This is a genomic window from Providencia rettgeri (assembly GCF_023205015.1).
GTDB classification, from domain to species: domain Bacteria; phylum Pseudomonadota; class Gammaproteobacteria; order Enterobacterales; family Enterobacteriaceae; genus Providencia; species Providencia rettgeri_E.
This window is the reverse complement of the sequence record NZ_CP096258.1, coordinates 3,712,132-3,735,583: the sequence shown is the minus strand read 5'-3', so window position 1 is coordinate 3,735,583 and position 23,452 is coordinate 3,712,132. Positions and strand designations below refer to the sequence as shown.

At 42.0% G+C, this 23,452-nt stretch carries 23 protein-coding genes and 1 other RNA gene; 6 read left to right on the top strand and 18 right to left on the bottom strand.

Annotated features, from left to right (window positions below; genetic code table 11):
* Nucleotides 1–93 precede the first annotated feature (93 nt).
* Together M0M83_RS17025 and M0M83_RS17020 are read right to left on the bottom strand one after the other, a co-directional pair.
* The gene (locus M0M83_RS17025; protein WP_125890408.1) at nt 94–474 is read right to left on the bottom strand and encodes a YraN family protein; all 381 of its coding nucleotides are present in this window, start codon (nt 472–474) and stop codon (nt 94–96) included.
* 39 nt (nt 475–513) lie between these two features.
* Nucleotides 514–2,241: a penicillin-binding protein activator gene (locus tag M0M83_RS17020; RefSeq protein ID WP_248467057.1), complete on the bottom strand. Its 1,728-nt coding sequence runs from the start codon at nt 2,239–2,241 to the stop codon at nt 514–516.
* Between the two features lie 61 nt (nt 2,242–2,302).
* Here M0M83_RS17020 and rsmI point away from each other — a divergent pair, with 61 nt between their 5' ends.
* The 3 genes from rsmI (at nt 2,303) to M0M83_RS17005 (ending at nt 5,025) form a co-directional block, all read left to right on the top strand.
* Nucleotides 2,303–3,175 carry a 16S rRNA (cytidine(1402)-2'-O)-methyltransferase gene (rsmI, locus tag M0M83_RS17015; protein ID WP_125890406.1) on the top strand — a complete coding sequence of 291 codons (873 nt, stop codon included), beginning with the start codon at nt 2,303–2,305 and terminating at the stop codon, nt 3,173–3,175.
* 94 nt (nt 3,176–3,269) lie between these two features.
* Nucleotides 3,270–3,643, top strand: an RNA gene (rnpB, locus tag M0M83_RS17010) — RNase P RNA component class A.
* Between the two features lie 305 nt (nt 3,644–3,948).
* The gene (locus M0M83_RS17005; RefSeq protein ID WP_248467055.1) at nt 3,949–5,025 is read left to right on the top strand and encodes a 4Fe-4S binding protein; all 1,077 of its coding nucleotides are present in this window, start codon (nt 3,949–3,951) and stop codon (nt 5,023–5,025) included.
* 126 nt (nt 5,026–5,151) lie between these two features.
* Here the strand turns inward: M0M83_RS17005 and dagF are convergent, their stop codons facing one another.
* The 10 genes from dagF to M0M83_RS16955 form a co-directional block, all read right to left on the bottom strand.
* A complete protein-coding gene (gene dagF, locus M0M83_RS17000; RefSeq protein ID WP_125890404.1) occupies nt 5,152–5,892 on the bottom strand; it encodes a 2-dehydro-3-deoxy-phosphogluconate aldolase in 741 nt (246 codons plus the stop codon).
* 1 nt (nt 5,893) lies between these two features.
* Complete coding sequence (locus tag M0M83_RS16995) at nt 5,894–7,006, bottom strand: DgaE family pyridoxal phosphate-dependent ammonia lyase (protein WP_125890403.1); 1,113 nt, start codon at nt 7,004–7,006, stop codon at nt 5,894–5,896.
* Nucleotides 6,990–8,132 (bottom strand): amidohydrolase/deacetylase family metallohydrolase, encoded by a 1,143-nt coding sequence (locus M0M83_RS16990; RefSeq protein WP_248467053.1) that lies wholly within the window; start codon nt 8,130–8,132, stop codon nt 6,990–6,992. The genes M0M83_RS16995 and M0M83_RS16990 overlap by 17 nt, the downstream gene beginning before the upstream one ends.
* Nucleotides 8,133–8,421: 289 nt before the next feature.
* Nucleotides 8,422–9,090, bottom strand: a complete 669-nt coding sequence (locus tag M0M83_RS16985; RefSeq protein ID WP_248467052.1) for a DUF4310 family protein — start codon at nt 9,088–9,090, stop codon at nt 8,422–8,424.
* Between the two features lie 2 nt (nt 9,091–9,092).
* Nucleotides 9,093–9,884: a DUF4311 domain-containing protein gene (locus M0M83_RS16980; protein ID WP_125890401.1), complete on the bottom strand. Its 792-nt coding sequence runs from the start codon at nt 9,882–9,884 to the stop codon at nt 9,093–9,095.
* A gap of 26 nt (nt 9,885–9,910) precedes the next feature.
* Nucleotides 9,911–10,207, bottom strand: a complete 297-nt coding sequence (locus M0M83_RS16975) for a DUF4312 family protein (RefSeq protein WP_004258180.1) — start codon at nt 10,205–10,207, stop codon at nt 9,911–9,913.
* The gene (locus M0M83_RS16970) at nt 10,207–10,572 is read right to left on the bottom strand and encodes an SFCGS family glycine-rich protein (RefSeq protein ID WP_004258177.1); all 366 of its coding nucleotides are present in this window, start codon (nt 10,570–10,572) and stop codon (nt 10,207–10,209) included. Before M0M83_RS16970 ends, M0M83_RS16975 begins: the two co-directional genes overlap by 1 nt.
* A 32-nt stretch (nt 10,573–10,604) precedes the next feature.
* The gene (locus M0M83_RS16965) at nt 10,605–10,943 is read right to left on the bottom strand and encodes a transcriptional antiterminator (RefSeq protein WP_125890400.1); all 339 of its coding nucleotides are present in this window, start codon (nt 10,941–10,943) and stop codon (nt 10,605–10,607) included.
* A gap of 471 nt (nt 10,944–11,414) precedes the next feature.
* The gene (locus M0M83_RS16960) at nt 11,415–13,385 is read right to left on the bottom strand and encodes a BglG family transcription antiterminator (RefSeq protein ID WP_125890399.1); all 1,971 of its coding nucleotides are present in this window, start codon (nt 13,383–13,385) and stop codon (nt 11,415–11,417) included.
* Nucleotides 13,386–13,526: 141 nt separating this feature from the next.
* A complete protein-coding gene (locus M0M83_RS16955; protein WP_125890398.1) occupies nt 13,527–14,228 on the bottom strand; it encodes a pirin family protein in 702 nt (233 codons plus the stop codon).
* Between the two features lie 123 nt (nt 14,229–14,351).
* Here M0M83_RS16955 and M0M83_RS16950 point away from each other — a divergent pair, with 123 nt between their 5' ends.
* Nucleotides 14,352–15,245 carry a LysR family transcriptional regulator gene (locus M0M83_RS16950; RefSeq protein ID WP_125890397.1) on the top strand — a complete coding sequence of 298 codons (894 nt, stop codon included), beginning with the start codon at nt 14,352–14,354 and terminating at the stop codon, nt 15,243–15,245.
* Between the two features lie 298 nt (nt 15,246–15,543).
* Here M0M83_RS16950 and M0M83_RS16945 read toward each other — a convergent pair whose 3' ends face one another.
* The 5 genes from M0M83_RS16945 to M0M83_RS16925 form a co-directional block, all read right to left on the bottom strand.
* Complete coding sequence (locus M0M83_RS16945) at nt 15,544–15,939, bottom strand: DoxX family protein (protein WP_248467048.1); 396 nt, start codon at nt 15,937–15,939, stop codon at nt 15,544–15,546.
* 238 nt (nt 15,940–16,177) lie between these two features.
* The gene (locus M0M83_RS16940) at nt 16,178–16,477 is read right to left on the bottom strand and encodes a YqjK-like family protein (RefSeq protein WP_125890395.1); all 300 of its coding nucleotides are present in this window, start codon (nt 16,475–16,477) and stop codon (nt 16,178–16,180) included.
* Complete coding sequence (locus M0M83_RS16935) at nt 16,464–16,871, bottom strand: phage holin family protein (RefSeq protein ID WP_248467047.1); 408 nt, start codon at nt 16,869–16,871, stop codon at nt 16,464–16,466. Before M0M83_RS16935 ends, M0M83_RS16940 begins: the two co-directional genes overlap by 14 nt.
* 6 nt (nt 16,872–16,877) lie before the next feature.
* A complete protein-coding gene (locus M0M83_RS16930; protein ID WP_125890393.1) occupies nt 16,878–17,183 on the bottom strand; it encodes a DUF883 family protein in 306 nt (101 codons plus the stop codon).
* A gap of 236 nt (nt 17,184–17,419) precedes the next feature.
* The gene (locus tag M0M83_RS16925; RefSeq protein ID WP_125890392.1) at nt 17,420–18,088 is read right to left on the bottom strand and encodes a DedA family protein; all 669 of its coding nucleotides are present in this window, start codon (nt 18,086–18,088) and stop codon (nt 17,420–17,422) included.
* A gap of 615 nt (nt 18,089–18,703) precedes the next feature.
* On the opposite strand from M0M83_RS16925, the gene M0M83_RS16920 reads away from it, so the two are divergent.
* Both M0M83_RS16920 and sstT read left to right on the top strand, forming a co-directional pair.
* Nucleotides 18,704–19,663 (top strand): TerC family protein, encoded by a 960-nt coding sequence (locus M0M83_RS16920; RefSeq protein WP_248467046.1) that lies wholly within the window; start codon nt 18,704–18,706, stop codon nt 19,661–19,663.
* A gap of 263 nt (nt 19,664–19,926) precedes the next feature.
* Entirely contained in the window at nt 19,927–21,180 is a 1,254-nt protein-coding gene (sstT, locus tag M0M83_RS16915; protein WP_125890389.1) for a serine/threonine transporter SstT, read from the top strand.
* A 105-nt stretch (nt 21,181–21,285) separates the two neighbouring features.
* On the opposite strand, the gene M0M83_RS16910 is transcribed toward sstT, so the two are convergent.
* Nucleotides 21,286–23,307 carry an NADPH-dependent 2,4-dienoyl-CoA reductase gene (locus tag M0M83_RS16910; RefSeq protein WP_213913094.1) on the bottom strand — a complete coding sequence of 674 codons (2,022 nt, stop codon included), beginning with the start codon at nt 23,305–23,307 and terminating at the stop codon, nt 21,286–21,288.
* Nucleotides 23,308–23,452 lie beyond the last annotated feature (145 nt).

The following is a 23,452-nucleotide window of genomic DNA, read 5'->3' as shown; positions in this document are numbered from 1 at the left end:
ATATAATTCAAATCATTTTGTGCATTGCCATTATATTTGAACTATAGCGTTGTTGACTGCATGATCAGAGTATAAAGCTGACTATCTTATCTGTTAATAAACATCATTTTCGTTGAATGCATTTTGTAACCAGTCAAATTGGTCTCCCGTGATGGCACAGATATCAAAACGGCATGAGCTGGTTTCAAAGCTTTCTTGTCTTTGTGCGAGCCAAAATTTGGCAGCCGCTAATAGTTTTCGACGTTTGTGCCAGTTTACTGATAAAAGTGCATCGCCATAGTCACAATTTTTGCGAAAACGAACTTCAACAAATACCCAACCTGTATTATCTCGCATAATGAGGTCGATTTCTCCACCTCGGTTCCTTGCATTACGTTCGACAAATGTTAATCCTTGTTGTTTCAAGAAAGCGAGCACTCGGTTCTCATAGTACCGGCCTGTTAACCATTGTATGGCTTTTGGCATAATTTTCATGACGTCCTTGTCTGAAAAAAAATGAAATATTGAATGGCCCTATTGCGCCGAAACCACTTGACCTTGTTTAAATTGTAGCCAAGGTAATTCACGGTACACCACACAGTTTGGTGTTGTGCTTAAGGTCCCGGATGCACCATTGATACGAAATTGCCCAGATTGTTGCAGCTTGTCATAATTGTTGGCTAAAGACCATGCATCAATACCCATGGCATATAAACGAAATAAAGAGTAATCATTATTCAGCGTTTGTTGGGCCTGTTTACGTAAGTTATTGTTTGCACCTGCGAGTAAAGGGATTTCGCTAAATTTAACGCCATCCATTTCAAATCGGTAGTCAGCACCAGAACCAGCTTGGTTGCTACGGGAACTTGTATAAAGGGCTGGGCGGGAACGAGAGCTAATTGCCATTTCAATCATTGGTTTGATTAAGGTGAGCTCATCACGAGTAGCGACAATATAAACGCCGTCAATCGCACCGGTTGAATCGATATATTGTGGCTCTATCGATTGCGTATCTACTGATTGTGTATCTATCGGCAGTGTACCGTTATTCACTGGCGTTCCAGTCATACGGATACCGGCCCCACGATTAATTGATTCTTTTAAAGAAGGAACGGAGCCAAAGGTTTGCATTAAAACGGTTCCCCCCCCATTTTCTTGCCACCCTTGGGCAAAGGCTTTGGCTATTCTATCACCAAAAGCATTCGCGGGAACTAATACTAATGGCATTTGCTTGCCTTCAGCTTTCATGTAAGCCGCTGCATTTTGTGCTTCATCTTCTGGTGATAATGAAAAATAGCAAAGATTTGGGCGAGGCTGTAATTGGTTCGCATCAAGTTCATTGAGCGCGAGTACACTAATAGGGGCGCCCATTTGGGTAATGGTTTGAACATCGCTTTTTAGTAATGGCCCAACAATGAGATTAAAGCCTTCATTTTTTGCTTGCTCAATAAGCGCAGGCATTTGCTTGTTTGTCGTATCAAACACCTTGACGCTTTGGGTGTTCACAGGGGCTGCATCGATACGCAAAGCGGATGCTACTACATCGCTATCGCTAGCAGTAGGGGCATTACCTGTTGTTGCCGCGACTTGTTCATAAATTTGGTCGAGGACATCATTTCCACTACTGGGTGGTGTTACGGTAGGTTGAGGCGTTGATCCTTCAGGCAGGCCTTTTTGTGCATCCATAAAGCCTTGCATAATCGCTTGGCCAAATACTTGCCCTTGGCCACTCATGGGTAAAAATAAAGCAATCTTAGGGGTTTTACCCACTTGAGGTATCATGGCTTGCTGCAAAAGAGTCGGCGTTGTCGTCACCGCAGGGTTATTGGAGTAACGCATTTTCCAGTCGTTATAGCCTGCGAGTAAGGCATCGGCGTCATCACGGTTGTTTTGATAAATATCTAAAAGATCGATCCAGCCTTGGAGAATATTTTCATCGGCGCCAACGCCATGAATTTGTTCTGGCGTTAACTGTGTTAACATCTGCCATAACCCATCAATATTCGCTTGGCGCTCAGCGGCTGTTTTTAATAAAGGTTCCTGGCTAATGTAGGCGCGTATCGCCTCCATTGAAGGCTTACCTTGTGCAGCATCGATGATTGCTTGGTAACGGCTAGCATTATCAGATGTGCTTTGCTCAGGTGTTTTTTGGGTTGACGGAAAATATTCCGAGACAATTTGGCACCCTGACAGTGCAAATGTGGACAGCATCGCTGTGCACATTAACCCTTTTTTCAAATGCAAAAAAATTGAAGGACGCATACTGTATCCAATGGTGTATTTTTCAATTGCTTAATTTTAAACCGGCTATTTGGATGAAACAATGAACCAACCTAATCAAGCTGTGGTTATGGCATCCACGCTGTATATCGTTCCTACCCCAATTGGTAATATGAGGGATATCACGCAACGCGCGTTGGATGTTCTTAAACATGTTGACCTTATTGCTGCAGAGGACACTCGGCATTCAGGCATTCTATTACAGAATTTTGCGATAAATGCACGATTGTTTGCTCTGCATGATCATAATGAACAGCAAAAGGCAGATCAATTAATTAGTCGACTTCAACAAGGCGATAGTATCGCATTAGTCTCCGATGCGGGTACACCTTTAATTAATGATCCGGGTTATCATCTCGTCAATCGTTGCCGCGAAGCGGGTATTCGAGTTGTACCTTTACCGGGGCCTTGTGCTGCTATTACTGCGCTATCTGCCGCAGGTTTGCCCTCAGACCGTTTTTGTTATGAAGGATTTTTACCCGCAAAAACAAAAGGTCGCAAAGATGTTTTACAATCACTCGAACAAGAAACTCGCACGCTGATTTTCTATGAATCAACCCACCGTTTGTTAGACAGTTTAGCAGATATGGTGGAAGTCTGGGGACCGGAGCGCCATGTTGTTTTAGCGCGAGAAATCACTAAAACATGGGAGTCCATTGAAGGCCGCCCCGTAGGGGAGTTGCTCGCTTGGGTAAAAGAAGATGAGAATCGTCACCGCGGCGAAATGGTGTTAATTGTTGAAGGGTATAAGAAGCCTGAAGATGATTCTGCAATTTCACCGGACGTAGTTCGCACCTTGAATTTGTTGCAAAAAGAGTTACCACCGAAAAAAGCGGCTGCAATCACGGCTGAAATTTATGGTCTCAAGAAAAATATGTTGTATAAATTGATGCTTGATAATCAAGCTGATGAATGATTATTGAGCAAATAGACGAGTTCATTTATATAAGTGGTAAATGAAAGTCGTTAGAGTCTGTACAAGACTCAGTAAAGTGCCTATAATTCGCCGCGGAGTTGGCCAGACAACCGCTGCTTTATCGTAGTCCCTTCGGGAGACGGGTAGAGGGGAGGAAAGTCCGGGCTCCATAGGGCAGGGTGCCAGATAACGTCTGGGAGGCGCGAGCCTACGACTAGTGCAACAGAGAGCAAACCGCCGATGGCCTGTTTACAGGATCAGGTAAGGGTGAAAGGGTGCGGTAAGAGCGCACCGCGCGACTGGTAACAGTTCGTGGCACGGTAAACTCCACCCGGAGCAAGACCAAATAGGGGTTCATATGGTGCGGCCCGCATTGAACTCGGGTAGGTTGCTGGAGCCAGTGCGCAAGTGCTGGCCTAGATGAATGGTTGTCCATGACAGAACCCGGCTTATCGGCCAACTCCCATTTTTTCGTCATACTTCAAGCTGTGCCTGTGTTGGCTTCATTCGTCAACCCTAGTCACATACTGGTGTATGCTCCTAGGGATTTCCTCATTTTGCCGCCGTGGCACAACTCGAATTATTTAGAAAAAATCATAATCTTTTTATTTAATATCAAAATACTTATCTTGTTTGTCTTCACCATTCGCTGCATCAAAGTATCAAAGTATCAAATCATCAAGATCACAACCCTCTGATGCAAATCAATATGCTATGTGAATATGTAATTACAATAGTGGTATTTATAATGCATGTTAAAGAGATGTGCGGACATGATAGAAAAACCACGTATAAGGTACCAACGCCGCCCCGGTACAACAGGAGGAAAGCTTCCTTGGAATGATTGGCGAAACGCGTCAACTTGGCGGAAATTTGTACAGATAACACTGTTAGCAATTAACCTTTACATCGGTATTACTTTCTATTATTGGGTTCGTTACTACGAAACGGGTGGGGCAACACTTTATCTTCCTCGTCCGGGAGGGATTGAAGGCTGGCTGCCGATTGCTGGGTTAATGAATTTAAAATATACGTTGGAAACAGGCAGCTTTCCGGTCATTCATGCGGCATCAATGTTTCTTTTAGTTTCTTTTATCATGATTAGCTTGCTGTTCAAAAAAGCATTTTGTTCATGGATGTGCCCGATTGGCACAATATCAGAGTACACAGGTAAGTTAGGGAAAAAACTCTTTCGTTATCAAAACCAAATCAGTTTACCTAAATGGCTCGATATCCCTTTAAGAGGCCTAAAATATTTGTTATTAGGTTTCTTTCTTTATATTGCATTTTCCATGTCTGCGCAGATGATCCAATATTTTATGATGTCCCCTTATGGGATCATTATTGACGTAAAAATGTTGGATTTCTTTCGCTATATTAGCTTGTTTGCGCTTATCACTGTGGTCGTTTTAGTGGTGGCAAGTTTGTTTATTCGTAACGCTTGGTGCCGTTATTTATGTCCTTATGGTGCATTGTTAGGGCTATTTTCGTTATTTTCGCCATTTAAAATTCGGCGAAATGTGGAAAGTTGTATTGATTGCGGAAAATGTGCCAAAAATTGCCCATCACGGATACCTGTCGATAAGTTAATTACGGTAAGAACGGTGGAATGTACGGGATGTATGACGTGCGTTGAATCTTGCCCTGTTGCATCAACGTTAGATTTTTCATTGCAAGTACCAACAAAAAAACGTCAATTTCGGTTATCGGGCATGATAATGGCCATTTTAACTTTGGCAATTTTATTTATAACGATTGGAATTGCTATGTATTTTGGCGTTTGGGGTAGCCCAGTGCCTGATAATTATTGGTTTCATATTATACCGAATGCAAGAATGATAGGTCATTAACTTACAATAAAAAATCCCCCACTCACACTTGATGAGAGGGGGATTTGTTGTTTCGTCATTGTGACAATGACTTATATTATAACGTTTCGCTTATATTTATTTTCTTATTTACGACTTACTACTGCATCAATTAACCGCTTGCTTAACCATCTGCAATAATTGACGCACATCTTCTGGGCGAGTATTGCCCGATTCTTTATCAATGATTGAACTATAAATATGAGGAATGATTTTCTTCACACCTGCATCGAGGGCAATTTGCAATATTTCGGCAAAATTATCTAAATCAATACCGCCTGTAGGCTCTAAAGAAAAATCAAATTCAGCACACGCTTTGGCAATGGCTTTATATTCTTCAATATAAGTTAACCCTTTCATATTAAAGAATTTAACAGAATCAGCTCCCATGTCTTTAAGCATCATAATGGCAGTTTCAATCGGCACAATGCCCTCTGGCGCTTGAGAACTTAATGGGCCTGTGGAAATTTTTACCATACCCACTGTGCCTGTCGGTGATATGAGTGCATTCACGAAGGTTTCGTTTTGGCCTAATAGTGCACGGCTAATTGGAGCGCCAGTAAATACTTGGTTAACGTGCTGCGGTTGCACTTCTTTTGAAATCAACGATACCATGGTTGATTGGTTTGGATCGCCAGCACCCAGACCAACCGATAAAGCATTATCCGTTTCTTGGGCATAAATACGCATATCCGCAATCGCGCTTTCTAAGTCAGGGTAATTTTTAGATAAAACACCAACAACAACAAAGGTTTCTGCGGCGGCATAGATATCTTTTGCATTTTGATGGCTGCCCGCCAGAACGTTTAAACACACACGGTCACGATAAAAATTTGGTGACAATTTCATTTTAAATTCCTTCTACTAACAAACGAATATTCTGTGAAATAACATCAAGTTGCTCAGTGCTAACACTGCGAATGTCAGCTTCCACTTTTCCTTCGTTGGCTTTGTATTCGCGGAAGTAAATCGCGGTATCACCTTGCTTTAATTCAGCCATAATTTGGTAAGTGGTTTTGCCTATCGTTTTTTCATCAAAGCTAATTTCGGTGCGGGCGATATCACGACCTGCAGCATCCCAGACAACTTGCGCGGAGATACCTTTAATTGCATTCAAATCGCTGATGAATTTACTCATTCGATTGACCATCTCTGCGCCAGTTTCTTTTGTTGCAGTCAGGTACTGTTCGATAGCGAGTGTCAGACCTAAAATACCTTCTTTACCCACTTTCATCGCGCGGCCAATACCTTGGCTTTGGCGTTTGACCCATTCAACATACTGCTTTTTACCGATAACAAGGCCGCTTGTTGGGCCTTCAATCGCTTTTGCGCCACTGTAAATCACAATATCGCCACCAGCTTGGTAGTAAGCCGTGAGTTCTTCTTCAGCGGCCGCATCAACAATCAGGGGGAGCTGGTGGTCATGAGCCACTTTGGCGGCTTGTTCAACCGTTAGCATGCTTTTTTGTACGGTATGGTGCGATTTGATATACAGAATAGCAGCAGTATTGGGGGTGATTTTTGCCGCTAATTGAGCTGCGTTGCACTCATTAGCAAAACCCGCTTCTACCACTTTACCACCACCTAAGCTCACCATTGTGTCGACAGGGGCTCCAAAGTTAACGTTATGGCCTTTAGGTAAAATAATTTCACGTGGAACAACTTTGTCGGATGAATGCAAATTGAGCAGTAAATCATCATCATCTTTTATAATCACTGCTGCAACAGCTTGTGCAATACCGGCAGATGCACAGGAAACAACAACTGCCGCTTCAACGTTTAATAAACTCGCAATATATTCGCCAGTTTTGTTAACTAAATCTTTAATTTCAAAGTAATTATTTAGACCGTAAGCAACACGTTCGACAACTTCTGGCGTTGGTGTTGAAACACCCAGAATTGTCATGCGGCCAGAAGCATTAATAACGTGTTTTAACTGATACTTATCATAAATCGATTGCATGTTCGGATTCACCTTGTGCATGAATAATGTGTTTTCCACCAACGATAGCGGCCAACGGTACGAAGCGGTGTGTGCCTATACGCTGTTCGCCTTCTGCATCAGTGAGCTCAGTTTGCTCTTCTTTGAGGTCAAAAAGGGTAATATCGGCATCAAAGCCTGGTCTTAAATACCCTTTCGCTGGCAAAGATAAGAAATCGGCCGCTTTTTCGGTCACACAGCGAAGCACTTGTTCCGCACTAAAACCCATACACAGAAATTTAGTCATTACAAAAGCGAGACTATAAACTGGGCCATTAACGCGGTTGCGCTGGTAAATATCTGAACTGATAATGTCAGGATAAGTGCCGATACGCATGGCTTGTTCGGCAACTTTAAAGCTGAAACTTTCACCGCCGTGGCCAACATCTAATATGACACCGCGTGCTAAGGCGCGAGCAATTGATGGTTTTAGGTAGCCATCTTCACCTAAAATTTTATTGGGCTTACCGTTAAAGCAGTGAGTGATGATATCGCCGCGCGTCAGTAAATCAGCGACTTCATCGATATTAGGTGGGTTATTACCAATGTGTACCATGAGTGGAAGGTGATGTTTTTTTTGCATTTCTTTGGCTTTAACCAGTGGGGCAATGCCATTTTCACCCACCACGCTTTTACTCATACGGGCTTTCATACCAACGACAAAGCCTGAGTGGCGTTCGATAGCGTCTTGAAAGCAGGTTTCATTGATGTTGTTCATATCGGACAGTTCATTTTGTGCAATGATGCCAATACGCGAAATATTCAGTAGAGAAAAGACATTCGTTTTTGATTTCTGGGTGAGCTGATAAAATTTATCTATATCATTAGCACCGACACTACCTGCATCAACCAGTGAGGTAACTCCGCCAGCAGCTCCTGCTAAATCAGGGTCATCGAAGTAGATAGGCGACTCAACAAAACAGTGTGCGTGAGAATCAATCCATCCGGCGCTGACATAGGTTTTGCCTTGGAGATCAATGATCTTGTCAGCTTGTTGGTTGGAGGCTAACTCAGGACCTGCCGCTTCGATTTTTCCATCTTTGATGAGAATATCGATAATGGTGCCATCGATACGCTTAGCTTGCTTGATGATTAGAGAATAGTACATAGTTGCCCTCTTTATATTCGGTGCTCGTCATACTCGTCATACTTCAAACCGCAGCGTTGTTGGCAGCACTTCCGCTACCCTAGTCACATACTAGTGTATGCTCCTAGGGATATCGTCGTTTGCCGCCTAGCTGCGATTTGAATTATTTAGAGTATGCTTAAGTGCGTATTCTAAATGATGTCAACCGCAGCGTTATTGGTTACTCTTACGCTACTCTTTGAACTATTTCGAGCCTGCTTTTAATGATGTTATTCAGTAACCCGGAGCCGATGCTCCGGGAGGATACGAGTTAGGCGACGATTGGGAAGAAATAACCGAACAACATCGCCCCTAAAATTGCCCCGCCGGCAACGGGTTTTTGCCATACATAGAAAATCAATGCGCCAATTAAAGAGCCAATTCCGATTGGAATAGATGCGGCCATCGCAGCTAAAATAATCAATGGGCCTAAGAAACGGCCGGAGGTATTACCCGCGCCCATCATGACGTCAGCACCAAAGGTTGAGTTAGCCTGAGCAATCGTGAATTTACGTGCAAATACAATCAGTAAGCCGATTAATACGCCAAGGAATAAGCCAGTTAGTAACGACATCCAAAAGTTAGTGACTAAAAAATCCCAACCCGCGGCTAAAAATAAGGCAGGAACACCGAGGCCAATACCAGTTTGTAGTGCGCCACCAATATCTAAAATACCCACCAGTGAGCCTTCGATAATCCGAGCAAATAGGAAACTCGCACCAAATGCGGCAACCGCACCAAATGCGGCAACCGCACCATATACGCCGGTATCTAACCCTGCACGTAACATGGCAACGAACGCCACTTCGTTAAATGCCCCAAAGCCGTAGACGACATACATGTGGGTACCTGCGAAGATCCCTGCGGATAACAGCCCGACAAAAATCGGGAAGGACCACTCTGCATACCAAAAATCTTGTTTGTTAATTTCAGTTGTCATGATTATTTCCCGCTCAGCAGACCGTGGACGTATTCAAGCCACAATGGTTTATCTAGGTTGAAAGAGGTGATCATCTTCAGATCGAATTCACGGAAGAAGCCGCTAAGAACGAACAGTAGAACGACGGTTACCATCATTGTGCGAGTGATACGGTTCCAGCCGTTGTCATCAACGCCTTTACCAATCAAGATACCTAAAACTAAACCAGGGATGGCATTCCCCATGATTAATTGGGCGCAACCACCAAATAGCGTTGCCCAGAAACCTGAACGACGGCCTGCATCCATCGCGGCTAACCAGAAGATAACAGGCATCACTGTGTTAACGAGCAAGTTTGCGGCAGGTACCAGTACGTTAATGGCTGTTGTTTGCAGAGCAGCCGGAACAGCAGAAGCGGTGGTGTTTAAGAAGGCGACTACTAATGCCCCGATGATGGCACAAGCGATAGCCATTTTTTTCGGGTTATGCAGTGTGTCAGCAACGCTACGGTTTTTGGTTAGTAGCGCTGCGGCCCCCCAGTTTGGGATGATGCGGTGGTCAACGTCTTGTGTAAATGCCCCTGCGGCAACTGACGACGCCCATGCGTTAAAGAAGAACCCTAAGCCGAAAGAAAAGTGAGAAGCTGGGTCGCCTTCGCACGCGTTCAGCTCACCCAATGTACGGAATGCCCCCATACCTTGTACGGTTGGTGCGTGGAACATACGCGCAGCCCCTGCGCCTAAGCCAAAGCCGCAAAGCCCACCGATAATCAGGGACATACCCAATATTTCTAAAAAAGATGCAGTTTCACTCATGGAATTAACTCCAGACCTGATTGCTATTATTGTTCTGTAAATGGTATTTCGTTGACAGAAAGTAAAGTGACATCCAGCGAAACGTCGAGTACAACACGAAAATGTTCACGTTTGCGTGGCAAAAAGAGAAAGAGAAATTTTTCTGTCCGCGAATGAGAGTGAGCACTAATCACTTCAACATCCTTTGGTTCTATCCGTAGGATGATGTCTGTGCTGTTTTTCAGTACGGTTTTTTGAATTGAATTTAAGGCGTCAGCTATTGCTTTTTGCTTAGTGTCGCCTTGCCCTGTAACCCGCACAACCGTTTCGATAGATTTTTTCATTAAGCGTTGCCGTATTTTTTATTGAATGCTTTTACCAAGCGCTCGCCTAACTCTTCCTTGTCCATAAAACCGAAACCTAGTACGTTGCAACCATCTGCAATCGCGGTTTCTCCCTCTTCAATAGAGCGCATCCCATAGCGAGCTTTATAGCCATATTTAGTTTGTGCTGTGATTGCGCCAGCGCCACCACTACCACAAAATGAGATACCCAAATCGGCTTGCTCTGCGTTCATCACATCACCGAGTTTCATGTCAGCAGCGACACCCGGAACAACAACCGCTTTACCACCCGCAGCTTCAACACCTGCAGCTACTTTTTGGCCTTTACCTAAACGGTCACCGATAACAACAACGATCTGTTTCATAAAATATTCTCCAAATCCTACAAAATTAGTAATTAATCATTTGAACGTGCGACTTCAAAGTGAACAGAGAGTAAATAGGTCTCTTCAGGTGCTAAACCGGGAAGTGTGTCAACAACCCGTTGTGCGAGCGCTATCGAATGTTCAGAAATTTCATCGAATAAGCTGATATCGACCTCTGGTAAGGCTTCACCCGTTTTTGCTCTACCAACCATGGCACGTAAATGAGACTCCAACATTTGTTGTTGTACATCTGTGGTGTAGCAGCCCTCCTGCTTGAGCCAGTCAGTAATCACTGCTAGCAGTTTTTGTGTCACCTCATCAATATCAAGGTTATGTTCTAACATTTTAAAAACGACAACTGATTCACTCATAACTATTTAAAATCCAAAGTAATATTGCAAGTTAGACTACTCTGTTCCTTCATGTCTTATACATTAGACGCTTATTCGTATTTTTTGCAGGCAGGGAATTTCCACTTGTAAGTGGAAATTGTTTGGAAGCTAAAGAGTGTATTTTTTGTTCTATTTGGAAGTTAAGTGGAAAAATTGACATCAGTCAACTCTCTAAAAAGGATAAAAATAACAATAGCGTGAATAAAATGTGTTATTTATCAATTGATTATTTTTTTAACTACAAAATGGAAACAAAAAAATGAACTGGAAAAGAAAGTGGAAATTATAAATGGAAATTATTTTATATTAGTTGTAATTGCTTCCACTTAGTCGTTTTGTGTGTAAAACAGATCGTTTAGGATAGGGAAATATTTGCGAGAGTTGTGGCTAGGATCACGTAAAAATTAGCAACTCCCTCTTTTCCACTCCAAAGTGGAAGTTGCTATCAAATTAAAGAATACGCGCTAAGCTATCTTTAGCTATCACTTGGAATTCATTGAAATTTTTGACGCTGACTAAGCGACGAGTCGTTTTTTCTTTTACAAAGGTAACGAATAAATCATAAATAGCCATTGCTTCTTCATAGTCTGTTTTGCTAATTGCCAGTAAGAAAATGACATAAGCGTTCTCTTTGGTTTCTTTATTCCACTCAATGCCTTTGGGGGCGACAACGGTTGCAACTACCGTTTTATTGGCGAGTAGTCCTAAAGAGTGGGGCAATGCAATGCCTTCCCCAAGCAAAGTGGACACAATTGATTCACGCTCTTGCAGTGAAGGGTAAAAATCGGGTGTGACATAACCTTCTTGCTGTAATTTATGGCAAACCATTTGAAAGAGCTCTTCTTGGCTAATTTTTTCATTGATGACCATGAAGAACCGTTCATCAAAAAAACGCTCGATAATATAAGGGCGAGTTTGGTCAACCATCGCTAGGCGGCCAACTTGCTCTAGCTGATAGGGGGTTGGAAAAGGTGCGATTTTAATGACAGGTTTGTTTTTCTCTGAAATTCGCACCGTGGTAATGACGAAATCTTCAGAGACTTCATCCAAAGACTCATACTCTTGTAGCGTTAACCCTCGGCTAAATTTGAGTTGTGGAAATTCACGCATGATTTTAGATTCAACCACGCGAAACGTGGAGTTTCCAGCATCCGTTACCACCAGTACTTCCGTTTGGCGAATAGAGCCAGCGCCATAATTTCTTTCAAGACTGACACCGATATGCACCGCTAAATAACCTAACTCGTCCTCGCTAATAGGATGAGGGAGTAACTGTTTGCTGGCACTGGTCAACGCGCTCAGTGTGACATCATAAGCAAAAGGATAATATTGTTTAATATCAGAAAGTAATGGGTTTGGTGTGGAAATATGGTATTGCAAGCGAGTGATCAACGCAGCGAGATGCGTATTGAGATCTTTTTTGAGCTTTTCATCGTTACGCAAATCATAATTATATAATTCATTAATATAACTTAAAATATATTCGCATAGCTCATTATGCGTTCCATTTTTTTGCGTGCTTGAGTCTTGGTGACTAATGCGTTGGGCGATAATTTGGTCATGTAAATAGCTAAGCTCTGCGCCTGACAAGTCATTGCCAAGGAAGTAGATTAACCCTTTAGATATTTCACCACAGGCTTTGCGGATCGCTTCTTCACTGTCATCATCTTTGACAGCGGTGGTGAGTTCATGTCCGCGAGTGATGCGTAAAATAGTGACTGCACAATTAAAAACCAAGTACAAATGCCCTTCATTACTAATGCGAATATCAAAGCGATTCATACTGTTATGCAAAACTTTATCGATGTATGTCAGGTCTAAATTATCAAGGCAATCTGGACGGAAAGTGGATAAATCAGGCGTTATCTGTGCGGAATAACGACGCCATAAAGTTTCGGTCATACAAGCGCGAACCGCCCACTCGCTACCGTTTAAACGAATGCCTTGATGAGGAATGCTTTCTAACGCAATTTGGTATTTTTGGAGCTGTTCTCGTACCGCGCCCATATCTTGCTGTAATGTACCGCGGCTGATAAACCACTCTTCAGCGATATCATCAAGTTTTACGGGGAGTGATAGCATTAAGAGTTTTAATAGCAGGGCATCAATGCGTTCTTTGCTCGTGCGAGGAATATGGCTGTCTTCATCATTTTGTTGCGTAAAAGTGGCAAATAGGGCTTCATCTTCAATTTTCAACCGGTAACCACGACCTCGCTCATACACAATATGTGCACTATATGGCTGTATCAATTCATTGATTTCATTGATATCAGAACGAATCGTTCGAGTAGAAACCGAAAAGTTTTTTGCTAATTCGTCTTGAGGCACAACCTCATTAAGAATTTGAGCAAAAATTTGATTATGTCGCTGTTGAGTGAATAGAGCCACGGAAACACCTTTAAAATCAAAACAAAAAAGCATTTGAGCAAGAAAATCACGTATTTTTTGCTCGCTAATGGCAGGACTCTAACACAAGCATGTCAATATGTAGGATATGTAAATCATGAAATTTGCGGATCTGTTCGCAAATTTCATGCTGTTATAGCTGGAAGGGACTGGTTTTTATTCCCCAAGGTCAATTAATAGACCTCTAAACGGTTTATCTGCACTAATAATGACTTGATTATCGTCTTGGATAAACGCCCCGTCATTGCAATTCATTCCTAACTGCTCGCCTTTTGGTGTACGCAATGTTGCTCCACCATGTATAGATTGAAGAAATGAGTTTCTTCCTTTTAGCGTTATAACTAATGATTCATTGGCTGCCAAATGAATTTGGGTGATCCAAATTTGTTGACGTAATTGAATACTTTGTTGCTCCCCGTCAGGAGATGCGATCAGTCTGTTCTCATTTTCATTAATGGTTATTTTTTGCAAAGGTAACGATTCTAGCTGTGGGCAAGCATTGAGCCAGAGCTGTAAACGTGTTAGCGGTGTTTTTGGGCACACATTTTGTTCACTGTAACTGAGATCTGGGCGCGGTGAAAAACGCACACATTCCCCTTCATTCGCTTGGATAGTATTACCTGAGCTATCACGATACTCCGCATGCCCTTTTAATATGATATTTAAGATATCGACATGTGGGTAGGTTCTTGGCTGTAATGCATTTTGTGGCGCGATAACTTCTTGATTTAGCACTCTGAGTGTTTTAAAACCCATAAAGTCTGGGTCAAAATAATGGCCAAATGAAAAGGAATAACGCGCTTGTAGCCAACCATAATCAGCTTTGCCGCAATGATTAGCGGGTCTCAGTATCATCATAATGGTTACCCCCCATCAAAAATAAATAAGTTAATAATCTATTGTTATAATAAATAGCTGGACGTTGAATTGTTAGCCAGTTAATCTGTTTCCCTTGTTCAAATTTCCTGAAAGAGAAGCTTCATGAGTAAAGAGAGAGCATTAACGCTTGAATCATTAAGAGTTATGGATGCAATCGATCGCCGTGGTAGTTTTGCTGCAGCCGCTGAAGAGTTGGGGAGAGTCCCTTCTGCGCTGAGCTATACCATGCAAAAATTAGAAGAAGAGCTTGATGTCATTTTATTTGACCGTTCAGGGCATAGAACTAAGTTTACTAATGTCGGTAGGATGCTACTTGATAGAGGTCGGATCCTACTTGAAGCCGCTGATAAGCTAACATCTGACGCAGAGGCCCTTGCCAAAGGATGGGAAACACATTTAACCATTGTGTGCGAAGCGTTAGTTCCTGCTCATTCTCTTTTTCCGCTGGTGGAACGATTGGCGGAAAAGTCAGAAACCCAGTTATCTTTGATTACTGAGGTCTTAGCGGGGGCATGGGAGCGACTTGAAAGCGGTAAAGCGGATATCGTGATTGCCCCTGATATGCATTTCCGGTCATCTTCAGAGATTAACTCTAAATCGTTATATACCATTAACCATATTTACGTAGCGAGTCCAGATCATCCCATCCATCAAGAGCCTGAACCGTTATCTGATGCGACTCGAGTGAAGTACCGTGGGATCGCCGTGGCTGATACCGCACGTGAGCGACCCGTGATAACGGTGCAGTTGTTGGATAAGCAGCAACGATTAACGGTGTCGACGATTGAAGATAAACACAATGCGTTATTGGCAGGCCTGGGTGTTGCGACAATGCCGTACCCCATAGTTGAACAAGATATTCGTGAAGGGCGTTTGAAGGTGGTTGGTGCAGAGTATAGCCATGAGACGAATATTATTATGGCGTGGCGTAGAGATAGTATGGGGGAGGCTAAGTCGTGGTGTCTCCGAGAGATCCCAAAATTATTTAGAGTGTAAACTCGTTATATTTTGAGCGGTAGGGGTGTTGGCTTCATTGAGTCACCCGAGTCACATACTTATGTATGCTCACGGGATGACTCAATTTGCCACCTACCTACAACTCAAACTATTTAGAGTTTACGAGTGTGTTTGATTATGCAGCTCCTAAAACAATAACTGAAAATGCCCCATCTAAGTGATTTTCTCTTCAACTGATTCAATACCTTTATTTTAGACAAAAAAATACCTCCCGAAGGAGGTATAAATTGGACGGATAAATGAAACTAAATCAATAAGGGTGATAATGAAATCGGAGTTACCATTTTTTATTTAATAAATGGTCAATACTAAATTTCCCTGGGCCGGTTACTGCTAATAGTAAGAAACCGCCTGCGATAGTAAAGTTCTTCATAAACATTAAACTATTTGGTGCCACGCTAAAGTCGATATGGAACAGTAGCGCCGTTAATACGGTAAAGCCTGCAGTAAATAGGGCTACAGTTCGAGTTAAGAAACCGAACAGAATAGCTAAGCCGCCACCAAATTCTAATAAAATGGTTAAAGGTAATAAAAAGCCTGGAACACCCATCGCTTGCATGTATTGTTGTGTTCCTGCGTACGCATCTCCCAGTTTTCCGTACCCAGCGACAATGAACAGAACCGGCATCATAATGCGAGCTAACAATACCGCACCATTTTCTAAATTTTTCATTGAAATTCTCCAGACTAATAAGCCATTAAATATAATTTTTTTGTGATATATATCGATTTGTAGTGTTGTTTTCAGCACAAATAGGTAAGAAAACATTTGATGGGCTTATAGTAGTCATTTGCTTATTCAATAAAAAGCAAAGCTTATTAACAATAATGGTCAAAAAAATTGAATGATAATGAGTGGAGAACGAGTTAAAGGGATGGTGCTTGGTTTAATTTGTTGATTTTAAACTAAATTATTTCTTTCCTGCATTGATCGTACTTTGAATTGTTCTTGCTATGCCCCACATCGTGAAGGCTTTTTTCCCTAATTGGAGTATGCGCTGTGGTCTTTTCAGTGAATAAATTGAAAGCAGGCCTGTTGCCGCAATAAATAAAGGGCGGAAGGTAACCAAGGTTTTCCATGTACGGTCATAAGGGGCCGTCACATGAAGCCAATCTTCAGAACTTGCAGCAAGGTCGTTCCGTTGCTGCTCAATTCTGTTGAGTAAACGCTGTTTTTTTGCGGCAAGTAATTGGCGTCTATTTTTGGTCATTATCCTTACCTGCTAATGCACTTGCATCTTGGCTTAGTTGCTCCCGCGTGGAGCTCAATAAGGTAGATTGTTTCGCTTTTTTGAGAGCCCAAATGGCGAAGGCAATGGCGAGTAGAACCAAGCACCCTGTTGTAATAGCCAGTGCTTGATAGCGGTAAACAGGGTCTACAGACCAAAAAATGAGTCCAATTAGACACATTAGGCCAAAAGCAGTAAAAAGAAGCGCTAGCCCAACTAACAACAGCAACTGGATAAAATTAACTTTTTCTTCTTCGAGCTCAACGGCTATGAGCTGAAGGCGAGTTTCAACGATATTAACGGTGATACTGGCAATGCGTTGCAGTATTTCAAGGACCCCTTTACCGGGGCCCTGACGTTGTTGATTTTGTTCCATAAGCAATTAACGTTTTGCGAGAAGTACGCCAAGAACCACACCAACCGCAGCACCGATACCGATACCAGTCCATGGGTTTTCTTTGACATAGTTGTCTGCACGACCCGCAATTTCTTTTGTTTGTTCAGTGATCCTTTCAGTCGTTTGACCGAGTTTAGCGCGAGATGAGCAAAGTGCGTCTTTCGCTTTGGATTTCAAGCTTTCAATCTCTTCTTTCGATTTCTCGCCCGTATCATTCAATACGGCTTCAAGAGAGTCAGCTAACGCTTTGAGTTCTGCGCGTAGGTCTTCTGATGAATGACTTGATGACATATAGAACCTCCTATCAATAGAAAAGAAACTTTACTGTATTAACAATAACCGTTTTTACATTAAGTGCAATGACTTATTCAATAATAAATGGTGGGTTCAGAAAAAATGTAAAAAATAGTATTAAGGTAAATATTTTTATTTTCAGTGAATTAGCTTTATCGTGATGAACCGAAACATTGAGAGGTAAAATTAAGTAAAAATGAAAATGCGGGAACAGGGCGTTCCCGCACGGAGGATTAATTTGCTTTTTTACTTGAAAACTTTTTCTTGACGACAACGGCAATGCTACCAATTAGGCCAAGGATCAGTAGCCCTACAGGGATCAACATCAATATATTCATAATATGATGTTCATATTGTAGGAAAATCGGGCTTTTACCAAAGCCATAACCAATCGCAGTCAAAATTAACACCCACAGTAAGCCACTTAACCAATTAAATACTTGGAAACGACCATTTTGCAAGCCTGCAAGTCCTGCAATAGTTGGCAGTAGGGTTCTGACAAACGCTAAAAAACGGCCAATGAGTAGTGCAGCGAGGCCATGACGGTGGAATAAACCATAAGCGCGTTGGTGGTAGTGTTCAGGTAGGTGCTCAAGCCAGCCTTTAACAATTCGTGTGTTCCCCAGCCATCGGCCTTGTATATAACCTACCCAACAGCCTAAACTAGCACCAGCGGTTAAAATTACGATAGTGAGCGGATAACTTAATGTGCCTTTAGCAATGAGTACACCAACTAAAATCAATAAGCTATCGCCAGGTAAAAACGCTGCAGGCAATACCCCGTTTTCAAGAAACAAGATAGCAAACAGCATGAAGTAAATCGACCACACTAACGCAGGGTTAGATAGGGTGACATAATCTTGGTGCCAAAGGGCGAAAAAAAGTTCTCTAACTAATTCCATTAATGTTTCCTAAACGGCAATAACAACAACAAACTTGTTGTTGGGCAGGGAGAAATGGATTAAGTGAATGCCAAAGTGAAAGTAGTGTTTCCTCAGGCTGTTAGTGTAAAGCACGCTCACTTTAACAAAACAGAAAATAACTAAACAGCAAATTTTAAGCTTATTTTTAGAATTCATTTAAGTTTTGGCTTATTTTTACAATTTATCGTGTGGTATGTAACGATGTAAAGTGCTTAAAAACGGCATTTAACCTGTTTTTTTACGTAAGGTATACTAAATATACTGGTTAATTTATCTTTTAATGTAAGAAAATAACGATAAAACAATAACGGCTAATTATTGCATTTTAAGACTATTTACCGTATCTTATCGCCATAGCAAAGGGGAGTAACTTCTTCTTGTCGGTTTATCGTCATTACGGTGTACACATTACACCCGGTAGCCGAGCACCACAGTTCCCTATTTTCTGGGTGTTTGTGTTGTAAGTGAGACCTTGCCAGAAGGCGAGGTTTGCTCATAATTTACAACCTAAAGAAATCACTTGTGGTTAACGAATTTTAAGCGGCTGATGTCTTCTGGATATCAGCCGTTTTTTGTTTTTTAAGGGAAAGGAAAATGCACTCAGTTGGTAACCCGATTTTATGGGGTAGTTTTGCCGTTATTATTTTACTTATGTTGCTCATTGATTTGTTCTGGCAAGGGAAACACAAGGGCCAAGCAATGTCGATGAAACAAGCTGCGGCTTGGAGTATTGTGTGGGTAACTCTTTCACTGCTCTTTGCAGCAGGCTTTTGGTGGTATCTTAATGAGAACGTGGGGCGTGAGTTTGCCTACAGCCAAACCATGGCGTTCTTAACGGGTTATTTATTGGAAAAAGCATTAGCTGTTGATAACGTATTCGTTTGGTTAATGTTATTTAGTTATTTCGCGATCCCAGCCAATTTACAACGTCGAGTGTTGGTCTATGGAGTATTAGGCGCTATCGTACTTCGTACGATTATGATTTTTGCAGGTAGTTGGTTAGTCACGCAATTTAGCTGGATTTTATATGTATTTGGCTTGTTCTTGCTATTTACGGGTTTGAAAATGGCTTTTGCTAAAGAAGATGATTCGCCAATTACCGATAAACCGTTAGTCAAATGGGTTCGTTCTCATTTACGTATGACAGATGAATTGCATGGTGAAAAATTCTTCATTAAACGTAATGGCGTTTTATTTGCGACCCCACTTATTTTAGTCCTGATCTTAGTTGAAATTAGTGATGTGATATTTGCAGTGGACAGCATACCCGCTATTTTTGCGGTAACAACTGACCCATTCATTGTTTTAACATCGAATTTATTTGCTATTTTAGGCCTACGTGCCATGTATTTCTTGTTGTCTGGAGTTGCTGAGAAATTCTCAATGTTAAAATACGGTTTAGCGGTGATTTTAAGCTTTATCGGTATAAAAATGCTATTGATTGATATTTTCCACATCCCAACACCAATTTCATTGGGCGTGATTGCGTCAATCTTAGTTATAACGCTGGTTATTAATGCCATTGTTAATAAACGTAATGAAGCAAAAAATTAATTTACCTTTTTCATTTTTTAAATCCTCTGCTGTGAAGCAGGGGATTTTTTTTAACCCTCTGAAAACACTCAACCATTTTAGTCATACCATTCTACTATAAGAAACAAAACTCTATTGAGATCACAGTTATGTAAAATGTTTGTTAAACAAAGTCAATCATTGTGTATATTTTGAATAATTGCCTTTTCAGGCGACTATTATTCCTTATACTTGCTGTGCAAACACATTTAATTCCTAATAAAGATAAATAATATAGGTCTATTATGGATACAAATAAAACAGGGTTATGGCGAGTTATTAGCCAAGGTAGTCTAGTCAAGCAGATACTGGTTGGCTTGATAGCAGGTATTTTGCTTGCATGGTTATGGCCATCTGCTGCAAAAAATGTCGGGTTGTTAGGGGATTTATTCGTTAGTGCATTAAAGGCTGTTGCGCCTGTATTAGTATGGGTGTTAGTGATGTCATCTATTGCTAACCACCGTCAAGGTCAAAAAACCAATATCAAACCTATACTGGTCTTGTATATTTTGGGAACATTTTTTGCCGCGGTTGTCGCCGTTATTGGTTCTTTTCTATTTCCATCAAATTTAGTGTTAGTGGTCGGTGATACACAGCTAAATCCACCGGGAAATATTGCTGAAGTGTTAAAAGGTTTGCTAATCAATATATTTTCGAACCCTATCGATGCACTGATTAAGGGCAATTATATTGGTATTTTAGCGTGGGCGATTGGGTTGGGTATTGCATTGCGCCATGCAAATGAAACCACAAAAAATTTAGTTCATGATTTTTCTAATGCGGTAACACAGCTGGTACGTGTTGTGATCCGCTTAGCGCCTTTAGGGATTTTTGGCTTAGTTGCTTCCACTATCGCAACGACTGGCTTTGAAACCTTAAAAGGTTATATCCACGTTCTCGCTGTTTTAATTGGCTGTATGTTGGTCGTTGCTTTTATTGTTAACCCACTGATTGTTTATTGGAAAATGAAACGCAACCCATATCCATTAGTTTTAGCTTGCTTACGTGAAAGCGGGGTAACTGCATTCTTTACACGTAGTTCAGCAGCGAATATCCCTGTAAATATGGGGATGTGTCGTCGTATGAATTTACACGAAGATACCTATTCTGTTTCTATTCCATTAGGTGCAACCATCAATATGGCAGGCGCTGCGGTAACAATTACGGTATTGACGCTAGCCGCTGTGCACACTTTAGGTGTACCAGTGGATATCCCAACGGCACTATTATTAAGCGTGGTTGCTGCAGTATGCGCTTGTGGGGCCTCTGGGGTTGCAGGTGGCTCACTGTTGCTGATCCCATTGGCTTGTAATATGTTTGGTATTTCAAATGAAATTGCGATGCAAGTGGTCGCGGTTGGGGTGATGATTGGCGTATTACAAGATTCAGCTGAGACAGCGCTTAACTCTTCAACCGATGTGTTATTTACTGCGGCTGTGTGCTTAGCGGAAGACGAAAAACTGGCTAACGCGGAAGCGCAGTTATCTCATCGTGATTAATTGTGTGAACCAAAGAAAGGGCAGGGACTGTGAAAGCAATCTCTGCCTTTATTTTTGAATATGTGATAAAACCTAGCGAAAATCCCGAACAACGGAGCAGAAAAATTAAAGCTGATACGCAATTTTCATCCCTTGCTCAATTGCTCGGCGTGCATCCAGTTCTGCGGCAACATCCGCACCGCCAATCACATGGGCGTTGATCCCGTGTTCTGCTAGTTGTGTTTTTAATGGGCAGTAAGGCTCTTGCCCTGCACACAAAATGACATTATCAACGGGCAGGCACTGTGTTTTATCTTGATAGCGAATATGGAGCCCTTCGTCATCAACTCGCATGTATTCCACGCCATTTAGCATTTGAACACCGCGTTTCATTAGTGATAAACGATGTACCCAACCGGTTGTTTTACCGAGGCCTGCTCCCACTTTACTGTTTTTCCGCTGTAATAAATACAATTGGCGAGCTGATGCTATCGGGGTTTTTTGTGGGGGAAATACACCACCTTTTGAATGGATCGAGGTATCAATATTCCACTCTTTATTAAATAGTGATGAATCTAAACTGCTACTTTTTCCTTCTTGGGTTAGCAGTTCAGCAACATCAAACCCAATCCCCCCAGCCCCAATAATGGCGGCGCTTTTCCCCACGGAACGTTGTTTGGTGATGACATCGATATAAGAAATGACCTTATGATGGTCAATCCCTTCGAGCTGGATTTTTCGTGGGACGACGCCTGTTGCAATAATGACCTCATCAAATCCCGATAAACAGTCAACATCAGCTTGTTGTTCAAGGCGTACATCAACATTCAATAATTGTAATTGGCGGCAAAAGTAACGGATGGTTTCATGGAATTCTTCTTTGCCGGGTATCTGTTTAGCGAGGTTAAATTGACCACCTATATGGTTAGATTTTTCAAACAAAGTGACTCGGTGCCCACGCTTTGCCGCGTAAATTGCACAAGATAACCCAGCAGGCCCTGCGCCAACAATTGCGACAGATTTACTCTGTGGCGCTTTTTCATTGGGGTAATCCATTTCCCTAACGGCTTGTGGGTTAACCAAACAGCTGGCGAGCTTGCCACTAAAGATAAGGTCGAGACAGGCTTGATTACAGCCAATGCAGGTGTTGATTTCATCTGCTCGATTTTCTGCGGCTTTACGAACAAACGCTTCATCGGCAAGAAACGGCCGGGCCATTGAAACCATATCTGCTTGATGATTGGCAATAATATGTTCTGCAACAAAGGGGTCATTGATGCGATTTGTGGTTATCAGCGGAATATTCACTTTTCCCATTAATTTTTGCGTAACCCAACTAAATGCACTACGGGGAACTTGTGTTGCTATCGTCGGTACTCGAGCTTCGTGCCAACCAATACCGGTGTTGATCATACTGGCACCTACGTTTTCAATTTGTTTGGCAAGAAATTCAACCTCTTCCCATGTTGAGCCTTCTTCGACTAAATCCAACATGGAAAGTCGATAAATAATGATAAAGTTCTCCCCAACGGCTTCCCTTATTTGTCGCACGATTTCAATGGGAAAGCGAATTCGGTTTATGTAACTCCCACCCCATTCATCAGTTCTATGGTTGGTGCGCTTGGTAATGAATTGGTTAATTAAATAACCTTCGGAACCCATAATTTCAACACCATCATACCCAGCTTGCTGAGCTAGCTTGGCGGTTGTCACGAAGTCATCAATCGTTTTTTCAACTTCACCAGTTGAGAGCTCTCGGGGGGCGAAAGGAATAATTTCTGCTTGAATTGAGCTTGGCGCAACTAATTTAGGATGCAGCCCATAACGCCCTGCATGCAAGATTTGTAAGGCGATTTTACCATCTGCTTGATGGACAGCATCTGTGATTTGTCGATGAAATGAAAGCTGGTTTTTATCGTTTAATACCGCGCCATGAGCGGTAAGTGCCCCTTCAGGGTTAGGCGCTATGCCACCGGTAATGATGAGGCTGACACCATTTTCAGCGCGTAGGCGATAAAAATGTGCTAGCCGCTCACTGCCTTGTGGGTGCTCTTCAAGCCCAGTATGCATTGAGCCCATCAAGATGCGATTTTTTAGGACGGTATGGCCTAAATCAAGTGGGGCAAAAAGGTGTGGGAAATTGCTCATTATTATACTCCCATTCGGGATTTTATTAACAGGTCAGATGAGTTAACTGTAGCCTAATGAAGGGATAATTTGGTAAAGATGTTAAAATTTTGTGATTTTTATCATATGTTTTCGGTTAAATAGCTGAGTGTCATAAAAAAATAGG